Genomic DNA, 24,195 nt, shown 5'->3' with positions numbered 1-24,195 from the left:
TCTCCCTCTATGGCATTTGGGCCATGTTCGCCGTGCTTTAGTTTCGATGGATGTCTGCAAACGACCTATTGCGAGCGATACGCCTTGGCCGCATCGCGGTCTTTTTCCTGTTGCCACTCGTGCTCGCGGTCGTTGTTGCGGTTGTCCTGGTAGTCGCGCAGCTCTTCGCTCTCGCGCATGGCCTTGCATTGGCGGAAACCATCCTCCCAGCCTTCGGCATAGTGCTTTTCTTTCAGATAGCGCGGCACGTTCTTGCGAAACTCTCCGGTGATTACCCCCGCAGCCTGGCGACCGCTGCTGCAACCGTCGTCAAAGCCATCGGCAAACGCGGGTGGGTAACCCTTGGCCAGTAAATCCTGATGGGTTGTTTGGCACCCCGCCAGCCACACCACTGCACACAGCATTAGCGCATACCGCCACATGGCGTACTCCCTGGCCGATTCACGGCTGATATGGAGAGTCTAGAAGGGGATTTGTCAGCTGTATGTGAAAGAGGTGTCAGAGGGATGTGCAGGACTTTTGGCCAAGCACAAAATCAAATGTGGGAGGGGCGGTGCGACGATTCGACTTGCTCCCGATGACAGAGTGTCAGTCACTGAATGCTGGACCTGACACACCGCAATCGGGAGCAAGTCGAATCGTCGCACCGCCCCTCCCACAGTTTTATCCATAACTCCGGTCTCCCGGTGCAGCCTTTATTCGTAGTAACCCACTGTCTTTTTTAGCTGATCGGCGTATTCGTAAATTTCATCAATGGATGAAATAGCGTGTCGGGTCTCATTCTTTTCCTCGTCGAATACCCCGAGGTACTTTTGGCTACGATTGAAGTGGAGTCGGCAGATGGGCTTACGATTGTTGTCATCCAGTAATATCCCAAAATAGCTTTGGGTATCACGTTGAACGATTCGTTTGGCATCGACAACAGACCGGACGACAGCGCGGACGATGTGGTAACCCTCCATTTCCTCAAGGGTTGTCAGGATTTTATCTTCTGCCTCGTCTCGATCCTGCATGTCTACATTTGTACTGTTCGCGACAGTCAATGACGTTATCGCCGGCTGAATTGCACCACTCATGGCAGACTTCAGTCGCTCATTAATTTGGTCATTCAAAAATTGAGCTAACGCTTTGCGTGTTAGTTCGAAAAATTGCTCCCGCACTTTCTGCGTGATCACTCCTTCGTAAACTCGGGATGCGAAAAATTTCACGAAGTCGTCTTCTGGTTTACTGACTTGTGCGCCAATGAGCTTCTTGAGTTGGCTGACGTATTTCAGCTCTCCCGCTGCGCTTATGATCGAGTCCACATCGAAGGCTGATTTGGTAAGTTTTATCAGCTCTGGTACGGAGTATTCATCAATGTCCAGCAGATCCAGCTCTAAAAATGGCTTTTCGTCCATTTTGTTAGGGGCGTCCAGATCGGTAAAAAATCTGTAGACCTGGCCGTTGGTAAGAATTGAGATTCTTGCGCTTGTAACGTGAAAGTACCGAAAGAGCTGCGACGCGTGGTTAATGCTCAATGACTCGCCAATCTTTTTGCATTCAATGAGTATCTGAACCTCGCCATCTTTCATGATTGCGTAGTCGATTTTTTCACCTTTTTTCGTTCCGACGTCGCAGATAAATTCGGGCGTCACCTCTTGCGGGTCAAACACGTCATAACCCAACACGGTGTTGATAAAAGGCATTACAAAAGCATTTTTTGTAGCTTCTTCTGTTTGGATGGCGGGGCCTTGCAGACGGACTTTTGCTGCCAGGCTGGTGAGTTTTTCAAGAAATTCCATATAAGCCTCTTACCCTATTCGGATCCGTGTATAGAAGTGGTGGCAAATTGATTGCCACTCGATACTAGACACAAAACCTCACAAAGAGAATGAGGTAAGAGGCGGTTTGTTTCGACTGAAAAAAGCTAAAAAGACGTCCGAAATTTCCTGCCTATTTTTCAATGGGTTGCAAGAGCGCCAATAATTTGTGCCTGGCGGCGAAAGACTGGTAATCCTGAGCAGATAATATGGATGGATCAGGCTTGTGGCTTGCCGACTTTGTCCAGCACAGCATATTCAACCAATTCCTGTCGGATAAACGCCGCAATCATCGCGCGATATACCTGCTCAGTGACCTCAGGATTAGCCCCCGCCGCCAGGGATAGATCCCGCACTTTCGCAATCACCTGTTCAACCCGTTGCGGCGCCTTGACGCCATCGGTGTCTTTTTTGAAGCGTGCGGCTTGGGATACGTAGTGCCCGCGTTCGGCGATCAGAGTGACGATTTTCTGGTCAAGGAGGTCGATGTTAGTGCGGACTTCTTCAAGGGTATTGCAGTAAACGGCCATATTAAGTGGGCTCCTGATTAGGCGAGAAATGCTAACAAAGTGTGGGAGGGTCTTGCCCCCGATGACTATGGGTACCTACACAATTTTGTAGGTTTTAGCAGCCGACGGTAACTACGATGCGGAGCGAGTCGCTTTGGATCTGCTTTTGATCTTAGGCGCCCCGTTAAACCACGCTGGCCGGAATTCGACAGGGATTTGGGGGGTAAACCGGCAGGGATGCCGGTTTAGCCGCCCCGCGCCATGGATGGCGCGTGGCGGCGGCCCCCCAAATCCATGGCGGATTACGGGCACACCGAGCCTAAGCGAGGTGCCGAGTGGTGGGGCAAGAGCGTTTTGCTTACTTTGCCGCTTTTGCAAAGTGAGCCGCCGTCAGGGCGGAACCCTAAGTAGCCGTTACCGCAAGAATGGATATGTACTCGGTATAACGGTGTCGGCTGTCAGGCCGCCATCGCAGCGATGCGGCGACCCGACAAGCCAGCCACAGTTTGATCGTGGGGTGTCAGGTAGATAAGCGTCGGCTGTCCGTCGTCACGGGAGCAAGCTCCCTCGCCACAGGTTTAGCGTCGTACCGAAGGTGTGTAGATACCTATGCCCCGATGACAAACTGGCAGTCACTGAATACTGGACTGACACACCGCAATCGGGAGCAAGTCGAATCGTCGCACCGCCCCTCCCACATTTTGATTTTCATCAGGCTTGAGTCAGTAGTGATACCACTTCAATTCAAGCATCACTTCATTCACCGGCGTGGACAGGTGGCTGAACTCACGCTGGGCGCTCAAGCGCAGGCCCAGGTTGCGTGACAGTTCCCATTGCTGGTTGAGGCTGATGCTGCGGCGCACTTCGCCGTTGGTGAAGAAATCGCCCTTGGCTTCCAGGCTCAGGTTGCCCAGTGGGTTCTTCCACAGTACGCCAGTGTTGAAGCCGGCGGCGGGGGAGATGGCTTCGCTGAAGTCATTGTTGTGCTCCACACGCACGGTGCCGAGGGCGAAGCCGAGCATGTCGTCGGAGAGCTGCCAGGTACCGCCGGCACCGCCGTTGACGTGGGCCACCAGGGTTTCGTCGTCGTGCTTGCCCGGTACCCGCTCCAGGCCGCCGGTGACTTGCCATGACCAGGGTTGCAGCAGCGCGTTACGCGGCGTCAGCGAGCGGATGGTGGCCAGGTCCAGTTGCTGCAGTTGCCAGTGATTGCCTTCGTACTGGCGCAGTTTCATTTGCAGGATTTCGATCTGGGCGCCGAGGGGGAAGCCTTCGGCGTTGTCGTTAAGGTCGTGATAGGCCATGCGCAGGCCATATTCACCAAAGGCTTTGTCGCCACGGGTGCCGATGCCGGCTTGCCAGGTGCGTGACTGGTGGCCGTTTTCCGGCAAACCAGGCGGCGTGATCTTGAGGTCTGGCGCAGGGTTCTGGTTGATCGCCCGCAGCAGTTCGAAGCTGCGTTGGGAGCGTTCGGTGTCGCGTTCCAACCCATTGGCGCGGTAGCGGCCCAGGCGGTAGGCGGCGTCGATGATCAGCGCCTGGCGCTCGCGAGGCAGGGCCTTGAATGCGGGCTCTTGCAGTTGCTTCTGGTCATCGCTGACTTTCAACACCCACTGCTGCTCATCGCCGTCCAGCGGCTTGGCGCGTTCGAGCAGTTCGCGTTCACGCGAGGGGCGATAGTCGATCTTTTCCACCAGACCTGCGTCCTTTACCGCCTTGACGGTATCGGTCGGGATCGCGGTGAGCGGGAATTGCTCGGTCAGGCGCAGGCCGGGGCGGGCCACTTGCAGCAGTTCCAGCAGGCGATAGGAGCAGTTTTCATCGAAGAAGAAGTAGTCGAACTGGATCTGCTTGAGTTCCCACACGTGCTCGACCATGCGCTTGGTCTCGACCTCGGTTAGGTTCAGGCGGTATTCCCACAGGTCGCGGTTTTCCAGGCTGCGGTATTCGGAGAGTTTCTCCTGATAGGGCACCAGGGCGAACAGGCCGGGGTAGCCGCCCATCAGGCCCTTCCAGGCATACAGGATGCTGTTGTCGGAGCCTTCGATATAGGCGCCGAAGTTGATCGCATAGCTGAGCAGAGCGGTGTTGTTGCTTTGCACGTCGGCCTGGTCGATCCGCAGCAAAGTGTGACCGAACATCGACGACGGGCTGTTGAGATAGGCAGCGGGGAAGATCATCACCGCGCTATGGGGCGCGACGTCCTTGAACCATTGGGTGAATTCTTTGCAGTCCAGGGCAGGCAGGTCAGTCAGCTGCAACTGATCCTTGAGCCAGCGGGTACGTGCGGGGTACACACACTGGGCGTGCTTCTCACCCAGGCTGGCCGGTGCATACAGCGCTTGCACGGTGGCCTTGAGTTCGGCGTCCGGGTGATGGGCGCCGTCGGCGGCGAGGAAGAATTTCTTGTCGCTGACATAGCTGCGCCAGCCACTGATCTTGCCGGCTTCGTAATGCCCCAGCGAAAGCCAGAACGGGTCATTGGCCAGTTGCTGCAAACGTTGATCGTCGAGGTGCGGTGCCGCATGCAGCGGGGCGCAGGCGAAGAGAGCCAGGCAAGCGAGGCGTTTGAGCATGGGGGCTACTTAAGTCGGACTGAAAAAAAGACCCAAGGGGGGCAGGTCGAAAAAATAAAACCCGCGCCTCGAAAGACGCGGGCGGGTCGAGCTTAAGCCTGGGTAGCGTATTTCGCCAGACGGGCATCGCTTTTCAGTACAGCAATGGTGTTGTTGTGCACGTCGTCAGCGGTCACGTCAGCCTTGCTGAAGATCTGCTGGAAGTGCTCGTGGGTCACGGCCGCGAAGTGATCGCGATCTTCCGGGGCAACACCCAGTACCACGGCATAGGTGGTCAGTGCTTCGCCGTTGCCTTTGGCCATGTCTTCGGACAGCTCGTTCATCATGCCATTCATGGCAATCCAGGACTTGCCGCCGTAGGTCAGGGCGCTGTTGGTGCTGCAACCGTTGGTGCCCGAGGTCATACCGAAGGTGGCGTTACCCGAGGTGCCGTTGGTGGTGGAAGCGAGGAAGTGAGCCGGAGTACCGCGCTGGCCTTCGAACAACATGTTGCCCCAACCGCAGTTCGGGCCACCTGGTGCTTCTGCCATTGCATTGAGGGAGACGACGGTGAAGAGAGTACCAAGAAGGATCCGTTTCATAGCTTTGTTCTCTTTGTGTGCAAACCAATGGACAAGGGTTCAGGTGCTTCTCAGCACCCTAGGGGCCAGTTATTAGTCCAACCCGCGCAGTTTGGAGTTTAGGCACGTTCCTAGGGTTCCGTGTTTTTTTATAAACATTCAATCGCTGGCGATTTTTTTGTAGGGCGCGTGCGGTGGCTATGCTTTCCCGAAAGCGCGCCTTGCCAGAGCGCTCAACCCGGAGCCAGAATGCCCCCATCTGCCCCGCCTGATGTAAGGAAGCCCGATGCCTGATCCTGTTGCTGCCAGCTTGCGTCTAGCGCCCGAAGCGCTGACTCGCCCTTTCTCCGCTGAACAGTTCAGCTTCTCGACCACCAATGATTTGGAGCCCTTTCGCGGTGTGCTTGGCCAGGAACGTGCGGTTGAAGCCTTGCAGTTCGGCGTGGCCATGCCACGCCCCGGTTACAACGTGTTTGTGATGGGCGAGCCCGGCACCGGCCGCTTTTCGTTCGTCAAACGCTACCTCAAAGCCGAAGGCAAACGCCTGCAGACCCCGGCGGACTGGGTCTATGTGAATAATTTCGATGAGCCACGCGAGCCCCGCGCCCTGGAATTGCCGGGGGGCGGCGCCGCGGCGTTTATCGCCGATATCAACGGGTTGGTCGACAACCTGGTGGCCACCTTTCCGGCAGTGTTTGAACACCCCACTTATCAACAGCGCAAAAGCGCCATCGACCGGGCCTTCAACCAGCGCTACGACAAGGCGCTGGATGTGATCGAACGACTGGCCCTGGAAAAAGACGTGGCGCTGTACCGCGACAGCTCCAACATCGCCTTTACGCCGATGCTCGACGGCAAGGCGCTGGACGAAGCCGAGTTTTCGCAACTGCCGGAAGCCGATCGCGAGCGTTTCCACAACGATATTTCCGCGTTGGAAGAGCGCCTCAACGAAGAGTTGGCCAGCCTGCCGCAGTGGAAGCGCGAGTCCAACAACCAGCTGCGCCAGTTCAACGAAGAAACCATCACCCTGGCCCTGCAGCCGTTGCTGGCACCGTTGTCGGAAAAGTATGCAGAAAACGCCGGCGTGTGCGGCTACCTGCAAGCGATGCAGGTATACCTGCTTAAAACCGTGGTCGAGCAACTGGTGGACGACGCCAAGACCGACGCCCAGGCGCGCAAGCTGCTTGAAGAGCAGTACTGCCCGAGCCTGGTGGTGGGTCACCCGGTCAACGGTGGTGCGCCAGTGGTGTTTGAACCGCACCCGACCTACGACAACCTGTTCGGCCGTATCGAATACAGCACCGACCAGGGCGCGCTTTACACCACCTATCGCCAGCTGCGTCCGGGCGCCTTGCACCGCGCCAATGGCGGCTTTCTGATTCTGGAAGCCGAAAAAATGCTCAGCGAGCCGTTTGTATGGGATGCCCTCAAGCGTTCCCTGCAATCGCGTAAGCTGAAGATGGAGTCGCCCCTGGGCGAACTGGGCCGCCTGGCCACCGTGACCCTCAACCCGCAGATGATCCCCTTGCAGGTGAAGGTGATCATCATCGGCTCGCGCCAGTTGTATTACGCGCTGCAAGACGCCGATCCGGACTTCCAGGAAATGTTCCGGGTGCTGGTGGACTTCGACGAAGACATCCCGATGGTCGACGAGAGCCTGGAGCAGTTCGCCCAGTTGCTCAAAACCCGCACGTCGGAAGAAGGCATGGCGCCGCTGACCTCGGATGCGGTCGCGCGCCTGGCGACTTACAGCGCACGCCTGGCGGAACATCAGGGCCGCTTGTCGGCGCGTATTGGCGACCTGTTCCAGTTGGTCAGCGAGGCGGACTTCATTCGCCACCTGGCCGGCGACGAAATGACCGATGCCGGGCATATCGAGCGCGCCCTCAAGGCCAAGGCCACGCGTACAGGCCGCGTGTCGGCGCGGATTCTCGACGACATGCTCGCCGGAGTCATCCTGATCGACACCGCGGGTGCGGCCGTGGGCAAGTGCAACGGCCTGACGGTGCTGGAGGTCGGCGACTCGGCATTCGGCGTACCGGCGCGGATTTCCGCCACGGTGTACCCGGGCGGCAGCGGCATTGTCGACATCGAGCGTGAAGTCAACCTCGGCCAGCCGATTCACTCCAAGGGCGTGATGATCCTCACTGGTTACCTGGGCAGCCGTTATGCCCAGGAATTCCCGCTGGCGATCTCCGCGAGTATCGCCCTGGAGCAGTCCTACGGTTATGTGGACGGCGACAGTGCGTCCCTGGGCGAGGCGTGCACCTTGATTTCGGCCTTGTCGAAGACGCCACTCAAGCAGTGCTTTGCCATCACCGGCTCGATCAACCAGTTTGGTGAAGTGCAGGCGGTGGGCGGGGTCAACGAGAAGATCGAAGGCTTCTTCCGCCTCTGCGAAGCACGCGGGCTGACCGGTGAGCAAGGGGCGATCATCCCTCAGGCCAACGTTGCCACGTTGATGCTCGACGAGAAGGTGCTGCAGGCCGTGCGCGCCGAGCAATTCCACATCTATGCGGTACGCCAGGCCGATGAGGCGTTGAGCCTGTTGGTGGGCGAGGATGCCGGTGAGCCGGACGCCGAGGGGCAATTTCCGGAAGGCACCGTGAATGCGCGGGTGGTGGAGCGTTTGCGCGCGATTGCCGAGATGATCAGCGAGGAAGATCTGAAGGAGGCGGAGAAAGAGCTGGCGCAGCAGGCGTTGGCAGAAGCCAAGCCAAGCTGATTGCTGTCATCACTCGGTTAAGGTGGGAGCTGGCTTGCCTGCGATAGCGGTGTATCAGCCAACTGGGAGGTTGGCTATGAGTCCGTCATCGCAGGCAAGCCAGCTCCCACAGTGGTCCGTGATGTCTTTAGGGACGTTTAGCGTGCCACAAAATTGACTCCATTCTCGGGGACCAACGCCCGTTGGTCCCTACAACCTTGGTTTGTGGTGTTTTTCTTCTATTCTCAGAGTCAGGGATATCCACAGGAGTCGCAGGATAGAAACAGCCTCGCCTTGCGCTGGGGCTGAACACCGATCTACCGAGGGGCGCCGCCATGTCGCGCAACCTTTGCCTTACCCGCCAGTGCCTGGGCCTGGTCACCCGTATCGAATGCTCCATTCGCCCCCTCGCCGGGGATAACGGCATGTGGACGCTATTGTTTGCCGCCGGAATGTCGGGCGAGCAGCCTTCCACCATCAAATCCCAGGGCCCGTTCCATGGGCCCTTCGTGGCCGAAAGAATGCTGGGCACCATCGTTGATAGCCTGACCTTGCATGGCTACGAGCAAATGGACGAGCCGCAGATCTGGTGCCTGCACCTGCAAGCCCATCTGCGCCAACTCAATGGCGGCCAGGAGCAGTTGGCCCTTTAGCGCCGGCTATTTGCTCTCTGGTTTGTCCAGCTTGACCTCGAAGCCGTACTGCACGGTGCTCAGGTCGGTGCGCTGGTAACTCTCCAGCGTAGTCGGCTGGCCGTAGAAGTAATGCACGTCGAACAGCGCGGTGCCGTACTCCTCGGCGCGGTGGCTGACATTGAGGATTTCCTTGAGGTAATTGCCGCTGGCGTCCTTGGCGTAGAAGCGCCAGCTGTCGGAGGGGAAGTCCTTTTGATCGACGATCAGCGCGTTGTCCTTGAGCGACAGGCCCTTGGGCAGCTTGGCGACATCAATCACGGCTTTCTCGATAGTCGCCAGGAACAGCGGCACCGAGCCCACCACAAACGCCGGGGTTTCCGGGAACAGGTTGAGGTCGTAAGTCAGTGTGCCGTTTACTGCGTTCAGCTCGAAAGCCTCGGTTGGCAGCTCGATGGGCTCGCCGCGCTCGCCCTTGTCGTCGGCGGTGAAGAAGGTGATAGGCGCATCACTGTTGTTGCGCTCGGCGCCGACCAGGTCGTCGTTGAAGGTGAAAGGGTGGTCAAACATGATTTTCGCGGCGCTGGCGTCTTCGGTCGATTGGCTGATGGTCACGCTGCTTTTGAGTTGGTCCTCGGTCATCGAGGCATCTTTGAGCCAGCTGGCGGCGCCGTCGTCATACACCGTGACCGGCATCGGCAGGGCCTGCACCGTGGTTTGCAGGCTGTTCCTGTCGAAGCGTAATACCGGCAGATCCAGGTCTTTGTGGGTAACCGTGGCCTGGGAGAAATCCAGCACATTGACCTGCAGGTTGTCGATCAGCCCGTTGAAATACACCTTGGCGTAATGGCTGGTTTGCTTGTGTTCGAAGGCTTTTTGCTCATCGGTGAGCTGTTTCTCGAAGGCGTCTGACCAGGCGTTCTGCTTGTGCATTTCAGCCAGTTGCTTCTCGTAGAACGCCACTTGCGCGGCACTTTCGTTGATCGAGCCCGAACGGGTCAGAAATTGCCCGGTAGTGTCCCGCGCCTGCACCAGCAAAGGGTTCGGTGATTCGTCGCCCACGTCTGCGGCCAGGGGGGCGCTGTTGGTCAGTTCGATCTCGGCGTAGTTCTTTTCCAGCAACAGCAGATTGAGGGTGATGTTGCCCTCGGTGCGTTTATGGCCCACATCCTTTTTGCTCAGGTCGAAGGTCAGCACTTTGCCCGGCGTGATCACTTCAACCGCGCCCTTGAGGCTGACGGGCTGCGGCTGGCTTTTGTTTTCCGTCTCGATGCCTTCGATAAACGGGTAGGTCACCGTCAGGTCATCGGGGTTGGTGAGGTTGGAGCTGCTGGGGCTCAGTTGGATGCCCGGGTCGGTTTCCGACCATTCCGGCTGAAAGGGAATGACTTTGTTGTTGCTCAGGGTTACCGACTGCCATTCCAGGCCATGGGGGAAGGGGAACTGGTCAGGGGCGTTGAAATTGAACGGGAAGACCGGCTGCAAATCCGTCAGATAGTCCGAATGAGAGCTTTTGCGCAGCACGAACAGGCCGTTGATATAGGTATCCACCAGGGCCTGGGGCGTGGGGTAGTGCTTGAGCAAGGCCAGGGTGTCTTCGCCGTACTCGGCCTCGATGGGCTTGGTGGCGAGCTTGAGGCGCGCCCGTTCCAGCAACAGCAGCGAGCCGCCCAGATCCGCGATGGCATCGCGCAGCTTGGGGTCCTGGATGGTGTCCAGGGACTGTTCGAACTTCGCGGTTTTCTCTTCGAGGGTCGCCTGCTTCTGCTCTTCTTTGGGGGAGCAGCCGCTGGCCATCAGCAACGCCGCACACAGGCCGAGAGTGGCCAAAGGGGATCGCACATCCATCATCTGAGTTTTCCTGTCCGACATCATCGAGCCGAGTTAATGGCCTCGACACTAGCAGAAAAATTCTCTTACAGATGCCACTTGGGTCAGTTTTCTCGCGGTGACAGGGGCCGGGTGGCGGCTGGTATACTCGGCGCCATTTTTAGCCAAGCTGTGTGAGATTCAATGGAACGCTTTATCGAAAACACGATGTACGCCTCGCGTTGGCTGCTGGCGCCGATCTACCTAGGGCTGTCCCTGGGCTTGCTGATCCTGGCGCTGAAGTTCTTCCAGGAAATCATTCACGTGATTCCCAACATCTTCACCATGTTGGAAGCGGAAGTGATCCTGTTGCTGCTGTCGTTGATCGACATGGCCCTGGTTGGCGGCTTGCTGGTGATGGTGATGATTTCCGGCTACGAGAACTTCGTCTCGCAGCTGGATATCGATGAAAACAAGGAAAAGCTCAACTGGCTGGGCACCATGGACTCTTCGTCGCTGAAGATGAAAGTGGCGGCCTCCATCGTGGCGATTTCCTCCATCCACCTGCTGCGTATCTTCATGGACGCCAAGAACGTCGATCCGCAGCACCTGATGTGGTACGTGATCATCCACATGACGTTCGTGGTCTCGGCGTTCGCCATGGGCTACCTGGACAAGCTCACCAAGCACTGATGCCGCGCGCCGGCCTTACTGCTCGACGAAGTAGTAAGGCTGGCGGTTGATCGCCATTTGTTTGATCACCGTGACCTTCTCGTTGAGCCGGTCGGTGTGGTCCGTCAACGCAACGTTGCCGGGCTTGGCGCTGAGGAAGGCGCGCAGTTCGGCTTCGGTCTGCAGGATCGGCAAGTAGGCCTGCAGATAGAACACGCTGGCGCCGGCGATTCGTTCGTTGGGCTGAAACATCGCCACCGTTCGGCCTTCGTCTTGCAGGGTCTGGACCTGGCTGATCACCGGCACGAAGGAGTGGCGCACATCGGCTTTTGGTGCAAACCAGAACGCTGCGCTCAGGTAGCAGGCGATGGCCAGGGTGAAAACCCCGCCGATGATCTGGCGGTGGTAGCGGTACAGCGCCGGCTTGCGGTCTTTGGCCCACTCCAACAGCACCCGCGCATATTCGGCGGCCAGTACCGCCGCGGCTGGCGTCAGCGCCATCAAATACACCGTGCGTTTGCTGGAAGCCAGGGTCAGCAGGGTGAACTGCGCCACCAGCCACACGCTGAAAAACAGGCGATAACGGTTGCGCACCAGGCTTTTGCGGAAATGCCACAGGCCCAGGTACACCAGGATATTCCAGGGCAGGAAGGCCTCGGGCAGTTTCGCGAGGTAATAGTAGAAAGGTTCGTAATGCCCTGCTTCGACAAACGATCCGCTGAAGCGCCCGACGCTATTGGTCCACAACACCTCGCCCACCGCCTGCATCCCACCGCGCTGAAACAGAAACCCCAGCCAGATCAGCAACGGCACCAAGGCCAGCAGCGTGAACAGCGCCGGCTTGAGCCAGTCGCCGATGCGCAGGCGTTTATCCATCAGACTGGTACTGAGCAGGTACACAAAGATCACGATCCCCGGCAGCGCCAGGCCCAACACCCCCTTGCTCAGCGTGGCGATGACCATGCCAGCGGTGAACAACGCCCACGCCCACACACTGGAGCCATCGCGCTCGGGCCGCACAGCCTGGTAAAACGCCAGTAAGGCCGTGGTTACGCCGAGGCTGAGCAACGAATCCTCACCCACCCCGCGCACATTGCCCCAGTAACTGGCCATGGTCGCCAGAATCAGTGCGGCACTGAACGCCAGCGTCTGCGGCCGCCCGAAGCGACGCAGCATCCCGTACAACAGCATCACGCTGAACAACCCGGCAAACGCCGACGCCAGGCGCACCGCCCCGGTGCTGGCGCCAAACAGGCGAATCGCACCGGCATCCAGCCACAGACTCAGGGGTGGTTTTTCCAGGAAGGGCTCGCGAAACAGGCGCGGCACCACCCAGTCATTGTCCAGATGCATCGCCATAGCGATCCCGGACACCCGAGCCTCGGTGGAGCCTTGCAGCTCGTGGTTGCCAAGGGCGAAGAAGAACAACAGACCAGCAAGCAGGAGCAGCAGGGGAGCGGGGCGCGTCATGGAATCTGGCTACCGGGGCATGAGACCGATCGGGCGACCGGTCATGGGTAGTCAGGGAGTATACGAGCGCGATTCTTAACCTTTGGTGAACGGCCGTGGGGTTTTTCTCGGGCGCGTCAGGGCATTTTCAAGCTGGGCACTGCTGCTTTGCCTTGTGCGGTCAGCACCGGCTCCAACTGCTCCCAGGTAAAGCTCAAGTCGTTGTCGCAACCGTCACCATTGGCCGGTGTCGAGAGTTGCAGGCCCTGGGTGTTGAAGCTGAGGTGAAAGTTGGAGTAATCGGTGATCGCGGGGCAGCCCTCGTCGGTGGTGGTTTGCTTGGCCAGCCAGGTGCTGAAGGCGGCCGGCAGCTTCAAGTGACCGGAATAGGCGTCATACCATTGCTGATGGCCGCCGATCCAGGTCCAGGGGTCAACCGATTCACCGGTTTGCAGGTTCCAGGAGTGCAGGCCCCAACTGATGCCCATGGCGCCTTGGCCTGCGGCCCAGCGGTAGAACCGCACGGTGAGAAATTGCGATGACCAATAGGCGGGCTCAACCTCGATTTCACTGGTATAGGCCGAACCGTTTCGACCCAGGTATTCACGCCGCTCATAAAAATAGTCGGTTAGATCTTCGTCATTGACGGCCAGAGCGGCGAGTTGCTGGTTGATCTTCTGCACCGCCGGGCCGTCACCCTCCAGCTTGAGCGTGACGCGGGGGCCTTGGGTCTTGAGCTGGTAGAGATGGTTGTGGAAAGTCTTCTTCTCGGTCTTGATCGGCAGCGGCGCGGCTTCCATGGGCGCGTTATAGGCATCGCTGCCGCAGCCGTCCGCGCCGATGCGGCGCAGGGCCAGTGGCAGCGGCATACCGCCATCGGTTTTGCTCCAGGCACCCGAAAGGGTATCGGCCTGAGGTTTTTGCAGGGCCCAGAAACCGGTGTTTCCTTCTTCCACCCAAGGTGCGTTGTCGTTGGCCTGGGTCAGTTGAATCGGGGTACGGATGCGCTGGTAGTAATAACTGCCATGCTCCCCGTCGGCGCCGTTGAAACACACGGTGATAGCGGACTTGCCCAAAGTACCCTGCCAAACCCCGGCCAGCTCGGCAGCGGTGGCGAATGAAGGGATGAAGGCGAGGGCGATGACGGCGAAAGGCTTGAACACGGGTATCTGACTTCCGGTTGTCTGATAAAGGCCGTCAGGGTAATGGGAAGTGTGAGGGGACGCCAGCGGGCGAGATGTGCTGAGGCGTCTCGCCCGTTTTCGTGTTTTAGGGTTGTGGCGGATGGGTATTGAATGGCTGGGTGTTCAAGACCCGTTCTACCAGTAACTCACCCAGAACGATCAATTGCTGAGCGGCCAGCAGCTTGTGACGGTGCGCGCCTTCAAGTTCGAAAGCCAGGTCGGTGGTCATCGCGTTGAGGGAAGCGAGGGTTTCGCTGGCTTGGATTAGCAGGGTTTCGGGGTGGATGTTTTCGGCGAGGATGAAGAGGGTGGTTGGGGGATTGGGGGTGATCTTTTTCATGATGAAGCTCCCACACTGTTTAAGGCGCTACCGCCCCCTGCTGTCAAACAGGATTGGGTGGCAGCTGTACGCGGGTCGACAGACCGGAAGTGTAGGAACCCGGCGCACCCGAAGATGCCCCACGCACAGCCGCCATGAACGGAGCGGAATGCGTAAGCATGCCGCCTTATCACGGGGTGTGAAAGGTTACACTTTTCGGCCTGTCAAAGCCGGACGCTGATCATCAGCGACGTAAAGAAGTTAGCGTTGTGAGGTGGCTTGCGCTAGTTCATCAACAGCGCGGTATTTTGCGGGAAAATTCCGAAGCCCGGCCCTGTTGACCTCCCCCGTCGCCAAGCTCTGTTAAAAGCTCCAGTCCTCAGCCTGAACCAACTGGCAGAACGGCCCATTGAGCGTGGCATTGTGATGAGCCACGATGGCCTCGGCTTTCATCAAGGGCGTGTCAGAACAGGTATGACCGTCGGCGATAAGCACCGCATCGAAGCCAAGATCACGTGCGGCGCGGCAGGTGCTGTCGACGCAGTATTGCGTTTTCATCCCAGTGACTACTACGCCGGTAGCGCCGCTGGAGCGCAGATTGTCCGCCAGGTCAGTCATCGCAAAAGCGTTAGGCCGACGCTTTTCGAACACCACTTCCCCACCCAGCAACTTCAGTTCCGGTGCAATCAGCGTAAGCGGGCTGCCCGATTCGATTGGCGAACCCGCGGGCCCGATGTGACGAGCGAGAAAAATCGGCGCACCTGCGCTGCGGGCCTTGTCCATCAAGGTATTCAGGGTTTCCAACAGCTCGTCGCAGCGCCAGGGTTTCTCCGGGCCGTGGATGAGTCCGACTTGGATATCGAGTATCAACAGGGCGTACATAGGTGCATCTCCTTGCGTGTGAACCAGCGACACAAGGCATAAAAAAAGGCCCTGTCCATCGCTGGCGGGCCTTTGAAGTGTTCGTTTGTTATTGGCTCACGACACCTCGCACGCTCCGCTTGAAGCGGTCGTGGTGGTAGTTGTCGAGGTGAGGCAATAGGTAGTCATGGGCTGACACTAGCATTGTGATTGATGGGATGCCAAGTACAAAAAAAACGTCGTTGGGCGTCTTTTTTATTGATGCCAGGGGAAGCTGAAAAACTTTCTCATCTTATTAATTTATATAAAGAATAAGAATCTTAAAAAGTTGAGCAGGAATATTTTGTAAGAAGTTTCCTCATTTTTGGTAGGCTTTTGCCATCAGTCGAGAGGAAATGGAATGCCCGCAGTCATCGTTGAAAACGACACATCGCAATGGCAAGACGAGACCGGTGCTGTCTATCACTTCCCCAAGCGGTACCAAGCCTGGCTTGCTGAAGGAACCGAAGTGATCTATTACAAAGGACGCATCAAGGACAAAACCTTTGCTTCTGTCCGCCTCAGTACCGATCCGCATTATTTTGGTATGGCACGCATCGGCAAGGTCTACGCAGACCGGAAGAGTGATAAGGGTGACCTTTTTGCTTTGATCGAAAACTTCACTCCGTTTGAAGGCGCTATCCCCTCGAAAATTAACGGAGCGTACCTGGAGACGATCCCCGTTACTCGCGTGAACAACTATTGGCGTGACGGGGTTCGGTCCATTTCCCAACTGGATTACGATGCAATCCTAAGTCATGCGAAGCTCCTGTCTTCCCAGGCTGACCAGGTCGCGCCAAATTCAGAAGGCGATCCATTGATCTTTGAGTCGGCCAATGAAGGCAGCAAATCAAGTTACTTCGGAACCCGTTACGAACGTCGGAAAGATCTGAGGGTGAAGGCCATTGCTATCCACGGGCTCGCCTGCAAGGCATGTGGCTTTGATTTCGAACAGGCGTACGGCGAGCACGCGAAGGGGTTCATTCACGTTCACCATATAGTGCCGATTTCGGACTTTGGTGGTGAGAAAGCCGTGAATCCTGAGACTGACCTCGTTACGTTGTGCGCCAACTGTCACGCCGTGCTCCATCGCAAGCGGGATATGACGCTGAGCGTTGATGAGCTGAAAGGCATGTTGCGCGGGCGATGGGTAATCGAGCGTTAGTTTTCTACTGTGTTCAGCCTATGGTTTTTTTGTGAGGCTGAACCCTGGATAGTGACATCCTACCGGCGGGCCCATTAGCCGTTACTGTACCCGGCAAGTTGGCTCTCAAGGTATTGCGCGGTCTCCTGATCGGTACAGTATAGGTAGCAGTCTTTCATTCCACTGGAAAATGGGACTGGAGGAAGGAGATGGATTTATTTTTCCCGTGTTTACTGGACTTCAGGCACAAAAAAGACGTCAAAAGACGTCTTTTTTCGTTCGTTTGGTGGGCCGGGGGGATTAAAGATTTATACATAAGATATTGTTTTAAATGGATTTATTTAAAAGTTCATTATTAAATGCCCCCATAAGTGCCCCCGTGCACATATTTCCGATGAGCGGCTATTTAAGGAGTTGAACTGGCGTCCTGAATCTCGTTAGCGACCGGGCGAGGCCAGTCAACCACCGGGAGCATTTAATAGAGTCGGTCGTGTACAGCACAACCTCGGTTAGCTGGCCAGAAGGGTTTGATGCCCAGCTCAGACCGGTTGCTGGGTAGATGTCAGGTCACGCAGTTGGGTTTTTTCAGCGGCAGCGCACCATGGGCTCATCTAAGACGATTTGAGCTGAGGTGCGGTATGAGACACTCGATGGTTACCTGCCACAACTGTGGCAAAGCGATGGTTCCGAGAGCGTCATATAGCCGTGGTTTCTGGGGGTATTCGCCTTCGTTCAATCATTGCCCCTTTTGCCTGAGTGAGAACTGGCACGGCGGAAATCCAGCGTTAGGGGCTCGGCTGTTCGCGTTGGTAGGCCTAGCTCTCGGTGTTCTGGCCTGCGTATTGGTGGGGGCTCTTCTGTTCAAGGTGCAGTGGTGGCTTGGTGTCGAAGGACAGTGGTCTCTATTGACGCTTGGCACATGTGCTGTGTCGGTTACCGCGGGATACCATTTTTACAACTGGTTTGTTGATTGCTGACCGGTGATCGTGCTGTGGAAGGCAGCAATCGGCCAAAAGCGGTCGTTTAGGGACGGGACAATCACTCGAACCTCGCGATAGACACTCTGCAAATGACTTCGTATCCTCCTTGCAGTGCTCGTCCTTTTTTCCTTTGTCTATGCCGCGTTTCTAACGGCGGACCCGACGGGCTCCGGGAATACGCATGGACAAGGAGCGTTATGCCACACAAGAGGCGTAAACCATCCCATATTGTGGCCCACCTATTTATGTATAAGGAATTTCATGCCAAGAAAACAGAGGTCATTAAACCAAGTAAAGGAAGATATCTCCGTTCGGGTTTTGCGAGAAAAGCTTCCAAAAGAGTGGGTTGTCCATAGCTATGGAGCTGACTACGGCATTGATTGTGTTGTTGAGCTTTTCGACTTTATCGATGAGGACAAAAATATAGCTGAAACGCTCGGCGAAAATTTTTTCGTTCAGTTAAAGTCATCCGACTGCATTGAGTACGCTACGAGAAAGGCATATGGCCGAGGAAATGTTGCTAAAGGAGCCCTAATCGAGGACAAAGACGACTGTGTTGAAATCCCAGTAGCAAAATTTCAATTGGATATGTCCGACATCCTAACCATCCAGTCAATTGGAATTGCAATCCCAGTTCTTCTGGTGCTGATTGACACAAACTCCGAAAGGGCTTTCTTTTTGTGCCTTAATGATTACATAGATAAAGTTCTTATCCCAGAAGACCCTAGCTATGCGTCAAAAGGTTCAAAGACAATCTACATCCCAACTGCCAATGAAATACTAGATACAGAAGATGCGCTCGTGGCATTAAGAGCATATGGGAAGCGCTCAAAAATGTATGGCGCATTTGCTTTATTTAACTATCAATTAAAAGAAATTTTTCGGATGCAGGGCAAAACAGCGTCCCCACATTTCATACCACTTGCGCAAGCAACGGAAATGATTAAAACCTTCGTCGACATTTCACTACGGCAAGACATATGGACAGGCCATGAGTTCTGGAAGCCAGTTCTGTGGAGCCACACTGAACTACTCACACTCAAGGAAAAATTAAGCAGGGGCGTAAAGCCTGAAGATCATGAACAATTCTTAACTTACTGCTCGGATTATATTTGGCATCGTTTAACGAATTTGTCCAACATGTATGAGGAGTTAGTTAGAGAGTGGTTCATGCCTACATATCTGGCCATGCTAACATCTTATCCCCCCCCAAAGAAAGTGAAGAAGTAAACAGCTAAAACATTAACAATGCGCTCAACTATCATTCACTTCGTTCGCTGCACAACCAAAAAGTCGTTCTTGCGGCGGCCGCTGAACTCGCACCATAGTATCCATTTTGGATTGTGGCAGCTACTCACAGGCGTCAGCTTTCGGCCAAGAGCGGACGTTCTATTTTATCTGCTAAAGAGCCGACAAAGTTCTTTGAAAATGCCTATTAGACAGGGCGGCTCAGTCAATTAAATTTCGGCAATGAAAACGCACTGGGCAATCTTGACAGCGCTTCCTTTAGCACCTGCTTATTGTTTTTTAAAATTTTGTAGTCAATAATATTTTTGTTTTCTCGTACGCTTTCTAATTGCTGGCTGATGAACTTGCACACCTCTCTGTCAGGGAACCCTTGCCCATGTATCCAGATTTTGAATTCGTCTGACAGGCCGAGTTTCAGCTGACTTTGAAGCAATCTGGCATGGTTAAGCAATGTTTCATTCAAGGCCTTGCCTTCGACAATGTCGCCGACAGCTCCAATTATTAACATTCCATCGTAGGAGAGAGCAGAGCAGAAATCTACAATATGCTCTTGAGTAATCGAATAATAAGTGCTTTTTGCCCTGATGGAAAAGTTGTTTAGTTTTGCATAGGTCAGGATCTCTGCATAGCTTGTTTCATTGCACCATTGAGTGGCAATGTTTACCGCTTGTTCCTGCGGATAGATATTAGAGGCAATCTTCTTTCTTGAAAACATCGTGATTAAGGGCCAGCATACTTCGAGAAAATCCTGAGGAGAGTCACAAAATTCAAGCTCGAATAATTGAGACTCTATCCAGTCTTCGATGTAAATAAGCTGATCAAGTCCAAGCAAGGTTCGTCCATAATAGGAGAATTTTTCTACAGGTATCACGCTCAACCTTGAGTGGATGGCAGAAAATATTGCCACCAACTGATCTTTAGCGACGTCGTTCGCAAGATGGTAGGCAAGAGTTTCGTAAGCGAGGTCTAGAAAGTATTCTGTCGATAATAAAGAGCTCTCGTCCTTCAAAGTGGACATGAAATAGCTTTCAATGGAATGAAGGACTTGCTCCTTTTTATCCAAGTCTTGCATCAGTTCAGTAAAGCTTTCCTCAGGGATTCCGCTTTTCTCGCACCATTCACGCCACAATAGTCTTTCACTAAGCGGGTTTGAGATGAATTTGAGAACGTCATTTTCACCTTTTATCAAAGGGAATGGTTGAACTATCTCCATCAAGCTACTCATGCACTCTTCAGCGTTATTAAAATTTAAAAGCTTGAGCGTTCTTTCCCATTTGTCACGTCCTCTCCAGTGAAAACGGTTGTCGTAAATTTTGGGGTCAGTGAAAATTATACCACCTTCAGTGTGATAACCTGCCCGTCCAGCGCGACCAATCAGGTTTTGGAACTCCCTAGTGGAAATCCTTTTACCACCCTGCATCAAGTTTGAGATTAGAAGGTATTTGATTGGAAGATTTACACCCTGAGCGAGAGTCGAGGTGCATATGACGAGGTGTCCGGCACCCTTGTCCATAGCCCATTCAACCGCGATCCTGAGACCATTTGGAATGGCTGAACTGTGAGGCAAGACTCCTAGCGGAATAGCTTCAGAAAAAATGTGTTGATCGGAAAAGTGTAGATGTGACAGAAACGCTATTTTCTGAAGTTCATCGGTATCTGAGACTGAGCTTGGCGCAGGAAGTGATAATCCTCGTTTGTACACATCTACAACGGTTGAACACAGGCTAATGACTGTTCTTTTATCCCCGCAAAATATAGCTGTTGGCCCCTGCTGGCACAGTCGAAGTCCCAAATAGCAGGAAATTGACTGAACTTCGGTCTTTATTGGAAACAACCGGGCCTTGCTTTCTCTCCCTCGCAGCGCAAGACTTGACTGTTGGATTATCTTGGGGACATATAAGCCGCTGTCGCGTTTATTGTCTGGCCGGAGGTAACTCAGTTGGCCCATATCGTGAAACCAGCTCAGAAAAGCTACACTTTTGATAGATGGCAGCCAATTACTACCCTGGATGCTTAGGCTGGACTCTCCATTCAGCCAGTCGCCAATTGTTTCTGCATTAGACATAACCGCTGAAATCAACACCTTCTGTGCCTTCTCAGGTATTGTTTTCTTCAGCGAAGCAATCAAGAGCTCGTAGGTTACCCCCCTTTTTCCGCTATCAAATTGATGGCCTTCGTCAAATATCAGCAAGTCAATTTGTTTGGCGAGAGAAGGTTCATGCCTAAGCAGGTAAACTAACTTCTCCGGAGTTGAAACAATCACAGTATGATCGTGTTTGCCTTTGAAATCTTCACCAAGCAAAAATTTAAGAAATTCCTGCTCATCCTCATCCACATTTGTAACATCTCTAAGCTCGTTGATATTGACGGAGTCATGCTCAAACGATGCCATGAAGCCCTGAGTAATTTCCCGGCATAATGCACGGAAAGGGGCGACAATCACGGCTAGTTTTGCACGACCTGATAGAAATCCGCTCCGGATGATAAGCTCGATAGACTTGGTTTTACCCGCACTAGTGGGCATTTGCATAACTGCCGACTCACCCTTCAGCACGCCCAGGCTTCCCACCAAGCGCTGTGCAGGCCAGAACTCCTTCATAAACTTGTCGTTTGCGAGCGCTTGGTGCCAGCGATTCTGTTCCAGACCGGTGTATTTAGGTAGGCAGATCAATGACGAATTATTGATTTTTCTTTTAATTAGAGCATTGATAGTGTCAGCCAGCAGCACCTCACGATCTGAGCCGCTCGCATAGACAGTACTTCTGAACTCATTTAGCTCGTCTTCTACGTCTGATAGATCTGCCTCCATATTCATAAAAGCGCGATAAGCCATTGCTGTTCTGCGAATCTGCTCGTTATAGCCCCCCGATGAAGCGAGAAAGAAGTTTTCATTCAGTTCGGATTTTAGTAGCCACACTAATAAGCTTTCGAGCCTACTGCCTGTTAGCTCTGAGGGGGTTTTTGAAACTGCTTTGGCTAGAACCAATGAACTACCTGGCATGTCGGCAAGATAATAAGAGGCCGAGCTCAAAATCTTTAGATACTCATCTATTTCGGTTGTCAGGCGAGACAGACTTAAAGATTCAAAAAATTGTCCAGCTAGTACTAATTGTTGCTTCAGTACTTGCTTATGCTCTTCGCGCTCAGCTGATGGGCGGGATTCAAGTGCAGCCAACTCCCCGAGCACGCCAATCGTGAACACTAGCAATCGCTTAGGATCCTGAGGAAGCTCAACGTGGTATTCCTCTTCGATTCCAAACTCATACTGTTTTGCTTTAGCGCGTGTAACATCAAGGATTTCACGACCCTTATTTTCAAGCTTCATCTGCCGCTCTCCGATAAAGCTCGTGAATCAGTGACATCAGTTCAACCCCACTCACTATGAGTAGTTCCAAGCTGTCGGCACTAGGGTGATTGCCAGCATGTGAGGTACATACCACGCTCTCGTGTAGCGATGACGATGTGTAAACCGCAGCCGCGCCATACTTGCGCTTGCAAGGATAATCAGGTTCGCGCTGGAAGCGCTCTATCAAGTCGACTCCATCAAAATCTTGTCGATCATATAACCTCTGACGCATGGCGTTTAAAGACTCTGCAATCCGGATTTCATCTTTAATGGAATCATCAATTGCATTCTGAAGGACGTTAACTTTTGTCTTTTCAGTTGCTTTTGCTTTAACTTCAAATATTAACAATTCATCTTTTTCACTGATTACGTTCGGATTTTTTTTGAACGCGATTACGTCTGACCCCTTGCTGGATTCATTCGCTATAACCTTCCGATCATAGCGCGTTCGAGGGACTGCGTAGTTTCTAATATATTGAAGGTAGTCAGCTATTAGAATCTCTGCAAAATCCCCGGCCCGAATGCTCGGGCCCGGCGCAATCGATTCGCTGGGGAATTTTTCGGTGATCAGATATTCAGAGTTAGTCTTTGTGGGGTTTTTTAAGTATCGTAATTCTTGGTCGCTACAGTAGTGACTTCTAAAATGTCTCGCCCAACCGGACATTATGGAAATATCTAATGCGTTATGGTTGAATCGATAAACTGGGATTGAGCGCCCACACGCCGAGGTATAGGTGCCATTGTGCTCAAGCCAGGTGAGATGGGCTGCCAGCGATGTCATTTCACGTCCTTTGTGTACGCCAGCATGAGGCATTTCTCAACGACGCATGAAGTCATATTGCCATAACCCTTTCACCTGTACAGTGCTCGCTATCGCTTCTTCTACCGGCGAGCAATCAGTCTCCACTAGCGATCTCTTTCCCTAATCATGTACGGCAGCGGTCATAACGAATCGTGGGCTCATCTCTGTTGGTGAGCGTTGCTCCCTGCACTGACTATTTATTGGGGCATGAGCGGCAGCCAATGGCCGTAAGCGGTCACCAAACAGGTTTGCTTGCCGCTCATCAATGGAAGGCTGACAAGGAAGAAATTAGAAGCTGGCTTACCCCCGCATGACCTTGTTCCAATCGATCTCATGACCGGCGGCTTCAAGCTCACGGCCCAAGGCTTGTTTCCAGCTATTACCTTCCATGGGCTCCCACACCACACCAGCAAAATCACTAGGAATCTCCAGAGTGCCGCGTTTCAACGCACAGACCTTGGCGCGGCCTAAACGGCCCAGAAAATAGCCCAACTCCAGCAGGACGTTCTGCCGGGCTCGCGGCTCCGGCTTGCCTCCTTTGGCACAACCCTCGTCGTCCGGCGTCAGCAGCACCACGGCAAAATCCACTTGTCCATGTGCTTCGACCTTCTCCATGACCGTACGGCCCTGATTGGCTTGCTCGTGCAAAATGATCGGCTCAAAGCCCAGCTGCATCAAAAATCGAGCCACGGTCTCACGTGCGCCTTCATCATGGCCAAGGGCCTGTTCGAGTTCTTCGATGAGTGAGTTCATGATTTCGGCGGCTAGCAGTAGCTGATGGATCAGCCCTGCACATTGCCCCGCTTCCACTTTGCCGTCGCTGACATCGCCGTCGAATGAGGCTTGCTTCAAACTGGCAGAAGCCAGCAGTGAAGCGTCGGCGTCGGGCGCAGCCTGTGGCATGCCGTCGCGCTCGGCCTGTTCAACTCGTTCGGTAAAAGCGTTGCGCACGCTGCGTACCGGTAACGCTCCACGTCCGACCAGGACGGTGTCGCCAGTGTCGGCGTCGAGTACTTTTTGCTTATAGGCAGGATGCAGGAACGCTTCCTCGGACAGCATGAAACGTGTGCCTAACCCTGCTTACGTCTCCGATTACCAGATCAGGTCCCCGATTATCCGTAGGGTGTCCTTCACCGGCTCGACGGCCATAGGCCGACAGCTTGGTGCTCTGGCTGCGTCTCACTTGAAATTGACAACGATGGAGTTAGGGGGGCATGCACCGTTTATCGTGTGTGAGGATGCCGATATTGAGGGCGCTGCCACTTTGGCTTTTTCGCAACGCCGGGCAGGTATGTGCCTCGCCCTCGCGTTTCTACGTGCATGAAACAGTATTCGCCGCTTTCGCTCAAAGATTTACCGAGTTAGCAGACCAGCTCAAGATAGGTGACGGATTCGCTCCAACCAGTCAGATGAGACCGTTGGCCAACGCTCGGTGTTTGATGATGGTTCAGGAGTTGCTGGCTGACGCAGCAGAGCTGGGGGGGGGGGAACGTTAACGGGAGGGAAGCGCATTGGTGACAAGGGCCATTTTTTCGAACCGACAGTATTGGTCGATGTACCGC

At 54.5% G+C, this 24,195-nt stretch carries 18 protein-coding genes; 5 read left to right on the top strand and 13 right to left on the bottom strand.

All coding sequences use genetic code 11. The features are described 5' to 3' along the window. Positions 1-65: 65 nt before the first annotated feature. From IH404_RS24440 to IH404_RS24420, 5 genes are all read right to left on the bottom strand, one after another. Positions 66-422, bottom strand: a complete 357-nt coding sequence (locus IH404_RS24440) for a hypothetical protein (RefSeq protein ID WP_005791596.1) — start codon at positions 420-422, stop codon at positions 66-68. A 273-nt stretch (positions 423-695) separates the two neighbouring features. Beyond that, positions 696-1,781, bottom strand: coding sequence for a type I restriction endonuclease (locus IH404_RS24435; protein ID WP_005791593.1), 1,086 nt, complete (start codon positions 1,779-1,781; stop codon positions 696-698). Positions 1,782-2,017: 236 nt separating this feature from the next. Then, positions 2,018-2,329 carry a chorismate mutase gene (locus IH404_RS24430; protein WP_005791592.1) on the bottom strand — a complete coding sequence of 104 codons (312 nt, stop codon included), beginning with the start codon at positions 2,327-2,329 and terminating at the stop codon, positions 2,018-2,020. Between the two features lie 701 nt (positions 2,330-3,030). Further along, positions 3,031-4,884 (bottom strand): DUF4105 domain-containing protein, encoded by a 1,854-nt coding sequence (locus IH404_RS24425; RefSeq protein ID WP_194439280.1) that lies wholly within the window; start codon positions 4,882-4,884, stop codon positions 3,031-3,033. 92 nt (positions 4,885-4,976) lie between these two features. Then, positions 4,977-5,465 (bottom strand): DUF3015 domain-containing protein, encoded by a 489-nt coding sequence (locus IH404_RS24420; RefSeq protein ID WP_003194274.1) that lies wholly within the window; start codon positions 5,463-5,465, stop codon positions 4,977-4,979. Positions 5,466-5,730: 265 nt separating this feature from the next. Here IH404_RS24420 and IH404_RS24415 point away from each other — a divergent pair, with 265 nt between their 5' ends. Next, on the top strand, positions 5,731-8,169 hold the full coding sequence (locus tag IH404_RS24415; protein ID WP_005791588.1) for an ATP-binding protein: 2,439 nt from the start codon (positions 5,731-5,733) through the stop codon (positions 8,167-8,169). A gap of 314 nt (positions 8,170-8,483) precedes the next feature. Next, on the top strand, positions 8,484-8,801 hold the full coding sequence (locus IH404_RS24410; RefSeq protein WP_005791586.1) for a hypothetical protein: 318 nt from the start codon (positions 8,484-8,486) through the stop codon (positions 8,799-8,801). 6 nt (positions 8,802-8,807) lie between these two features. Here the strand turns inward: IH404_RS24410 and IH404_RS24405 are convergent, their stop codons facing one another. Further along, a complete protein-coding gene (locus tag IH404_RS24405) occupies positions 8,808-10,631 on the bottom strand; it encodes a hypothetical protein (RefSeq protein ID WP_194439278.1) in 1,824 nt (607 codons plus the stop codon). A gap of 162 nt (positions 10,632-10,793) precedes the next feature. Here IH404_RS24405 and IH404_RS24400 point away from each other — a divergent pair, with 162 nt between their 5' ends. Then, positions 10,794-11,282 carry a TIGR00645 family protein gene (locus tag IH404_RS24400; RefSeq protein WP_005791582.1) on the top strand — a complete coding sequence of 163 codons (489 nt, stop codon included), beginning with the start codon at positions 10,794-10,796 and terminating at the stop codon, positions 11,280-11,282. A 15-nt stretch (positions 11,283-11,297) separates the two neighbouring features. Here the strand turns inward: IH404_RS24400 and IH404_RS24395 are convergent, their stop codons facing one another. The 4 genes from IH404_RS24395 to IH404_RS24380 form a co-directional block, all read right to left on the bottom strand. Beyond that, positions 11,298-12,731 (bottom strand): glycosyltransferase family 39 protein, encoded by a 1,434-nt coding sequence (locus tag IH404_RS24395; protein WP_005791580.1) that lies wholly within the window; start codon positions 12,729-12,731, stop codon positions 11,298-11,300. A gap of 116 nt (positions 12,732-12,847) precedes the next feature. Beyond that, positions 12,848-13,873 (bottom strand): hypothetical protein, encoded by a 1,026-nt coding sequence (locus IH404_RS24390; RefSeq protein WP_194439276.1) that lies wholly within the window; start codon positions 13,871-13,873, stop codon positions 12,848-12,850. Between the two features lie 106 nt (positions 13,874-13,979). Continuing rightward, a complete protein-coding gene (locus IH404_RS24385) occupies positions 13,980-14,234 on the bottom strand; it encodes a DUF6124 family protein (RefSeq protein ID WP_194439274.1) in 255 nt (84 codons plus the stop codon). Positions 14,235-14,576: 342 nt separating this feature from the next. Next, entirely contained in the window at positions 14,577-15,095 is a 519-nt protein-coding gene (locus IH404_RS24380) for a cysteine hydrolase family protein (RefSeq protein ID WP_194439272.1), read from the bottom strand. A gap of 379 nt (positions 15,096-15,474) precedes the next feature. Here IH404_RS24380 and IH404_RS24375 point away from each other — a divergent pair, with 379 nt between their 5' ends. Beyond that, positions 15,475-16,278 (top strand): HNH endonuclease, encoded by an 804-nt coding sequence (locus tag IH404_RS24375; protein ID WP_194439270.1) that lies wholly within the window; start codon positions 15,475-15,477, stop codon positions 16,276-16,278. Positions 16,279-17,498: 1,220 nt separating this feature from the next. Further along, positions 17,499-18,467 (top strand): DUF4365 domain-containing protein, encoded by a 969-nt coding sequence (locus tag IH404_RS24370; RefSeq protein ID WP_194439268.1) that lies wholly within the window; start codon positions 17,499-17,501, stop codon positions 18,465-18,467. A gap of 223 nt (positions 18,468-18,690) precedes the next feature. On the opposite strand, the gene IH404_RS24365 is transcribed toward IH404_RS24370, so the two are convergent. The 3 genes from IH404_RS24365 to IH404_RS27925 all read right to left on the bottom strand — a co-directional run bounded on the left by IH404_RS24365 (position 18,691) and on the right by IH404_RS27925 (position 23,692). Beyond that, positions 18,691-21,810, bottom strand: a complete 3,120-nt coding sequence (locus IH404_RS24365) for a DEAD/DEAH box helicase (RefSeq protein WP_194439266.1) — start codon at positions 21,808-21,810, stop codon at positions 18,691-18,693. Then, on the bottom strand, positions 21,800-22,612 hold the full coding sequence (locus IH404_RS24360; protein ID WP_194439264.1) for a Hachiman antiphage defense system protein HamA: 813 nt from the start codon (positions 22,610-22,612) through the stop codon (positions 21,800-21,802). Before IH404_RS24360 ends, IH404_RS24365 begins: the two co-directional genes overlap by 11 nt. 321 nt (positions 22,613-22,933) lie before the next feature. Then, on the bottom strand, positions 22,934-23,692 hold the full coding sequence (locus IH404_RS27925; RefSeq protein WP_242462631.1) for a TIR domain-containing protein: 759 nt from the start codon (positions 23,690-23,692) through the stop codon (positions 22,934-22,936). Between the last annotated feature and the right edge of the window lie 503 nt (positions 23,693-24,195).

This window comes from Pseudomonas sp. OST1909, assembly GCF_015277575.1.
GTDB classification, from domain to species: domain Bacteria; phylum Pseudomonadota; class Gammaproteobacteria; order Pseudomonadales; family Pseudomonadaceae; genus Aquipseudomonas; species Aquipseudomonas synxantha_A.
Note: the sequence above shows the minus strand (reverse complement) of the source record. Positions and strands in the feature narration are given on the sequence as shown.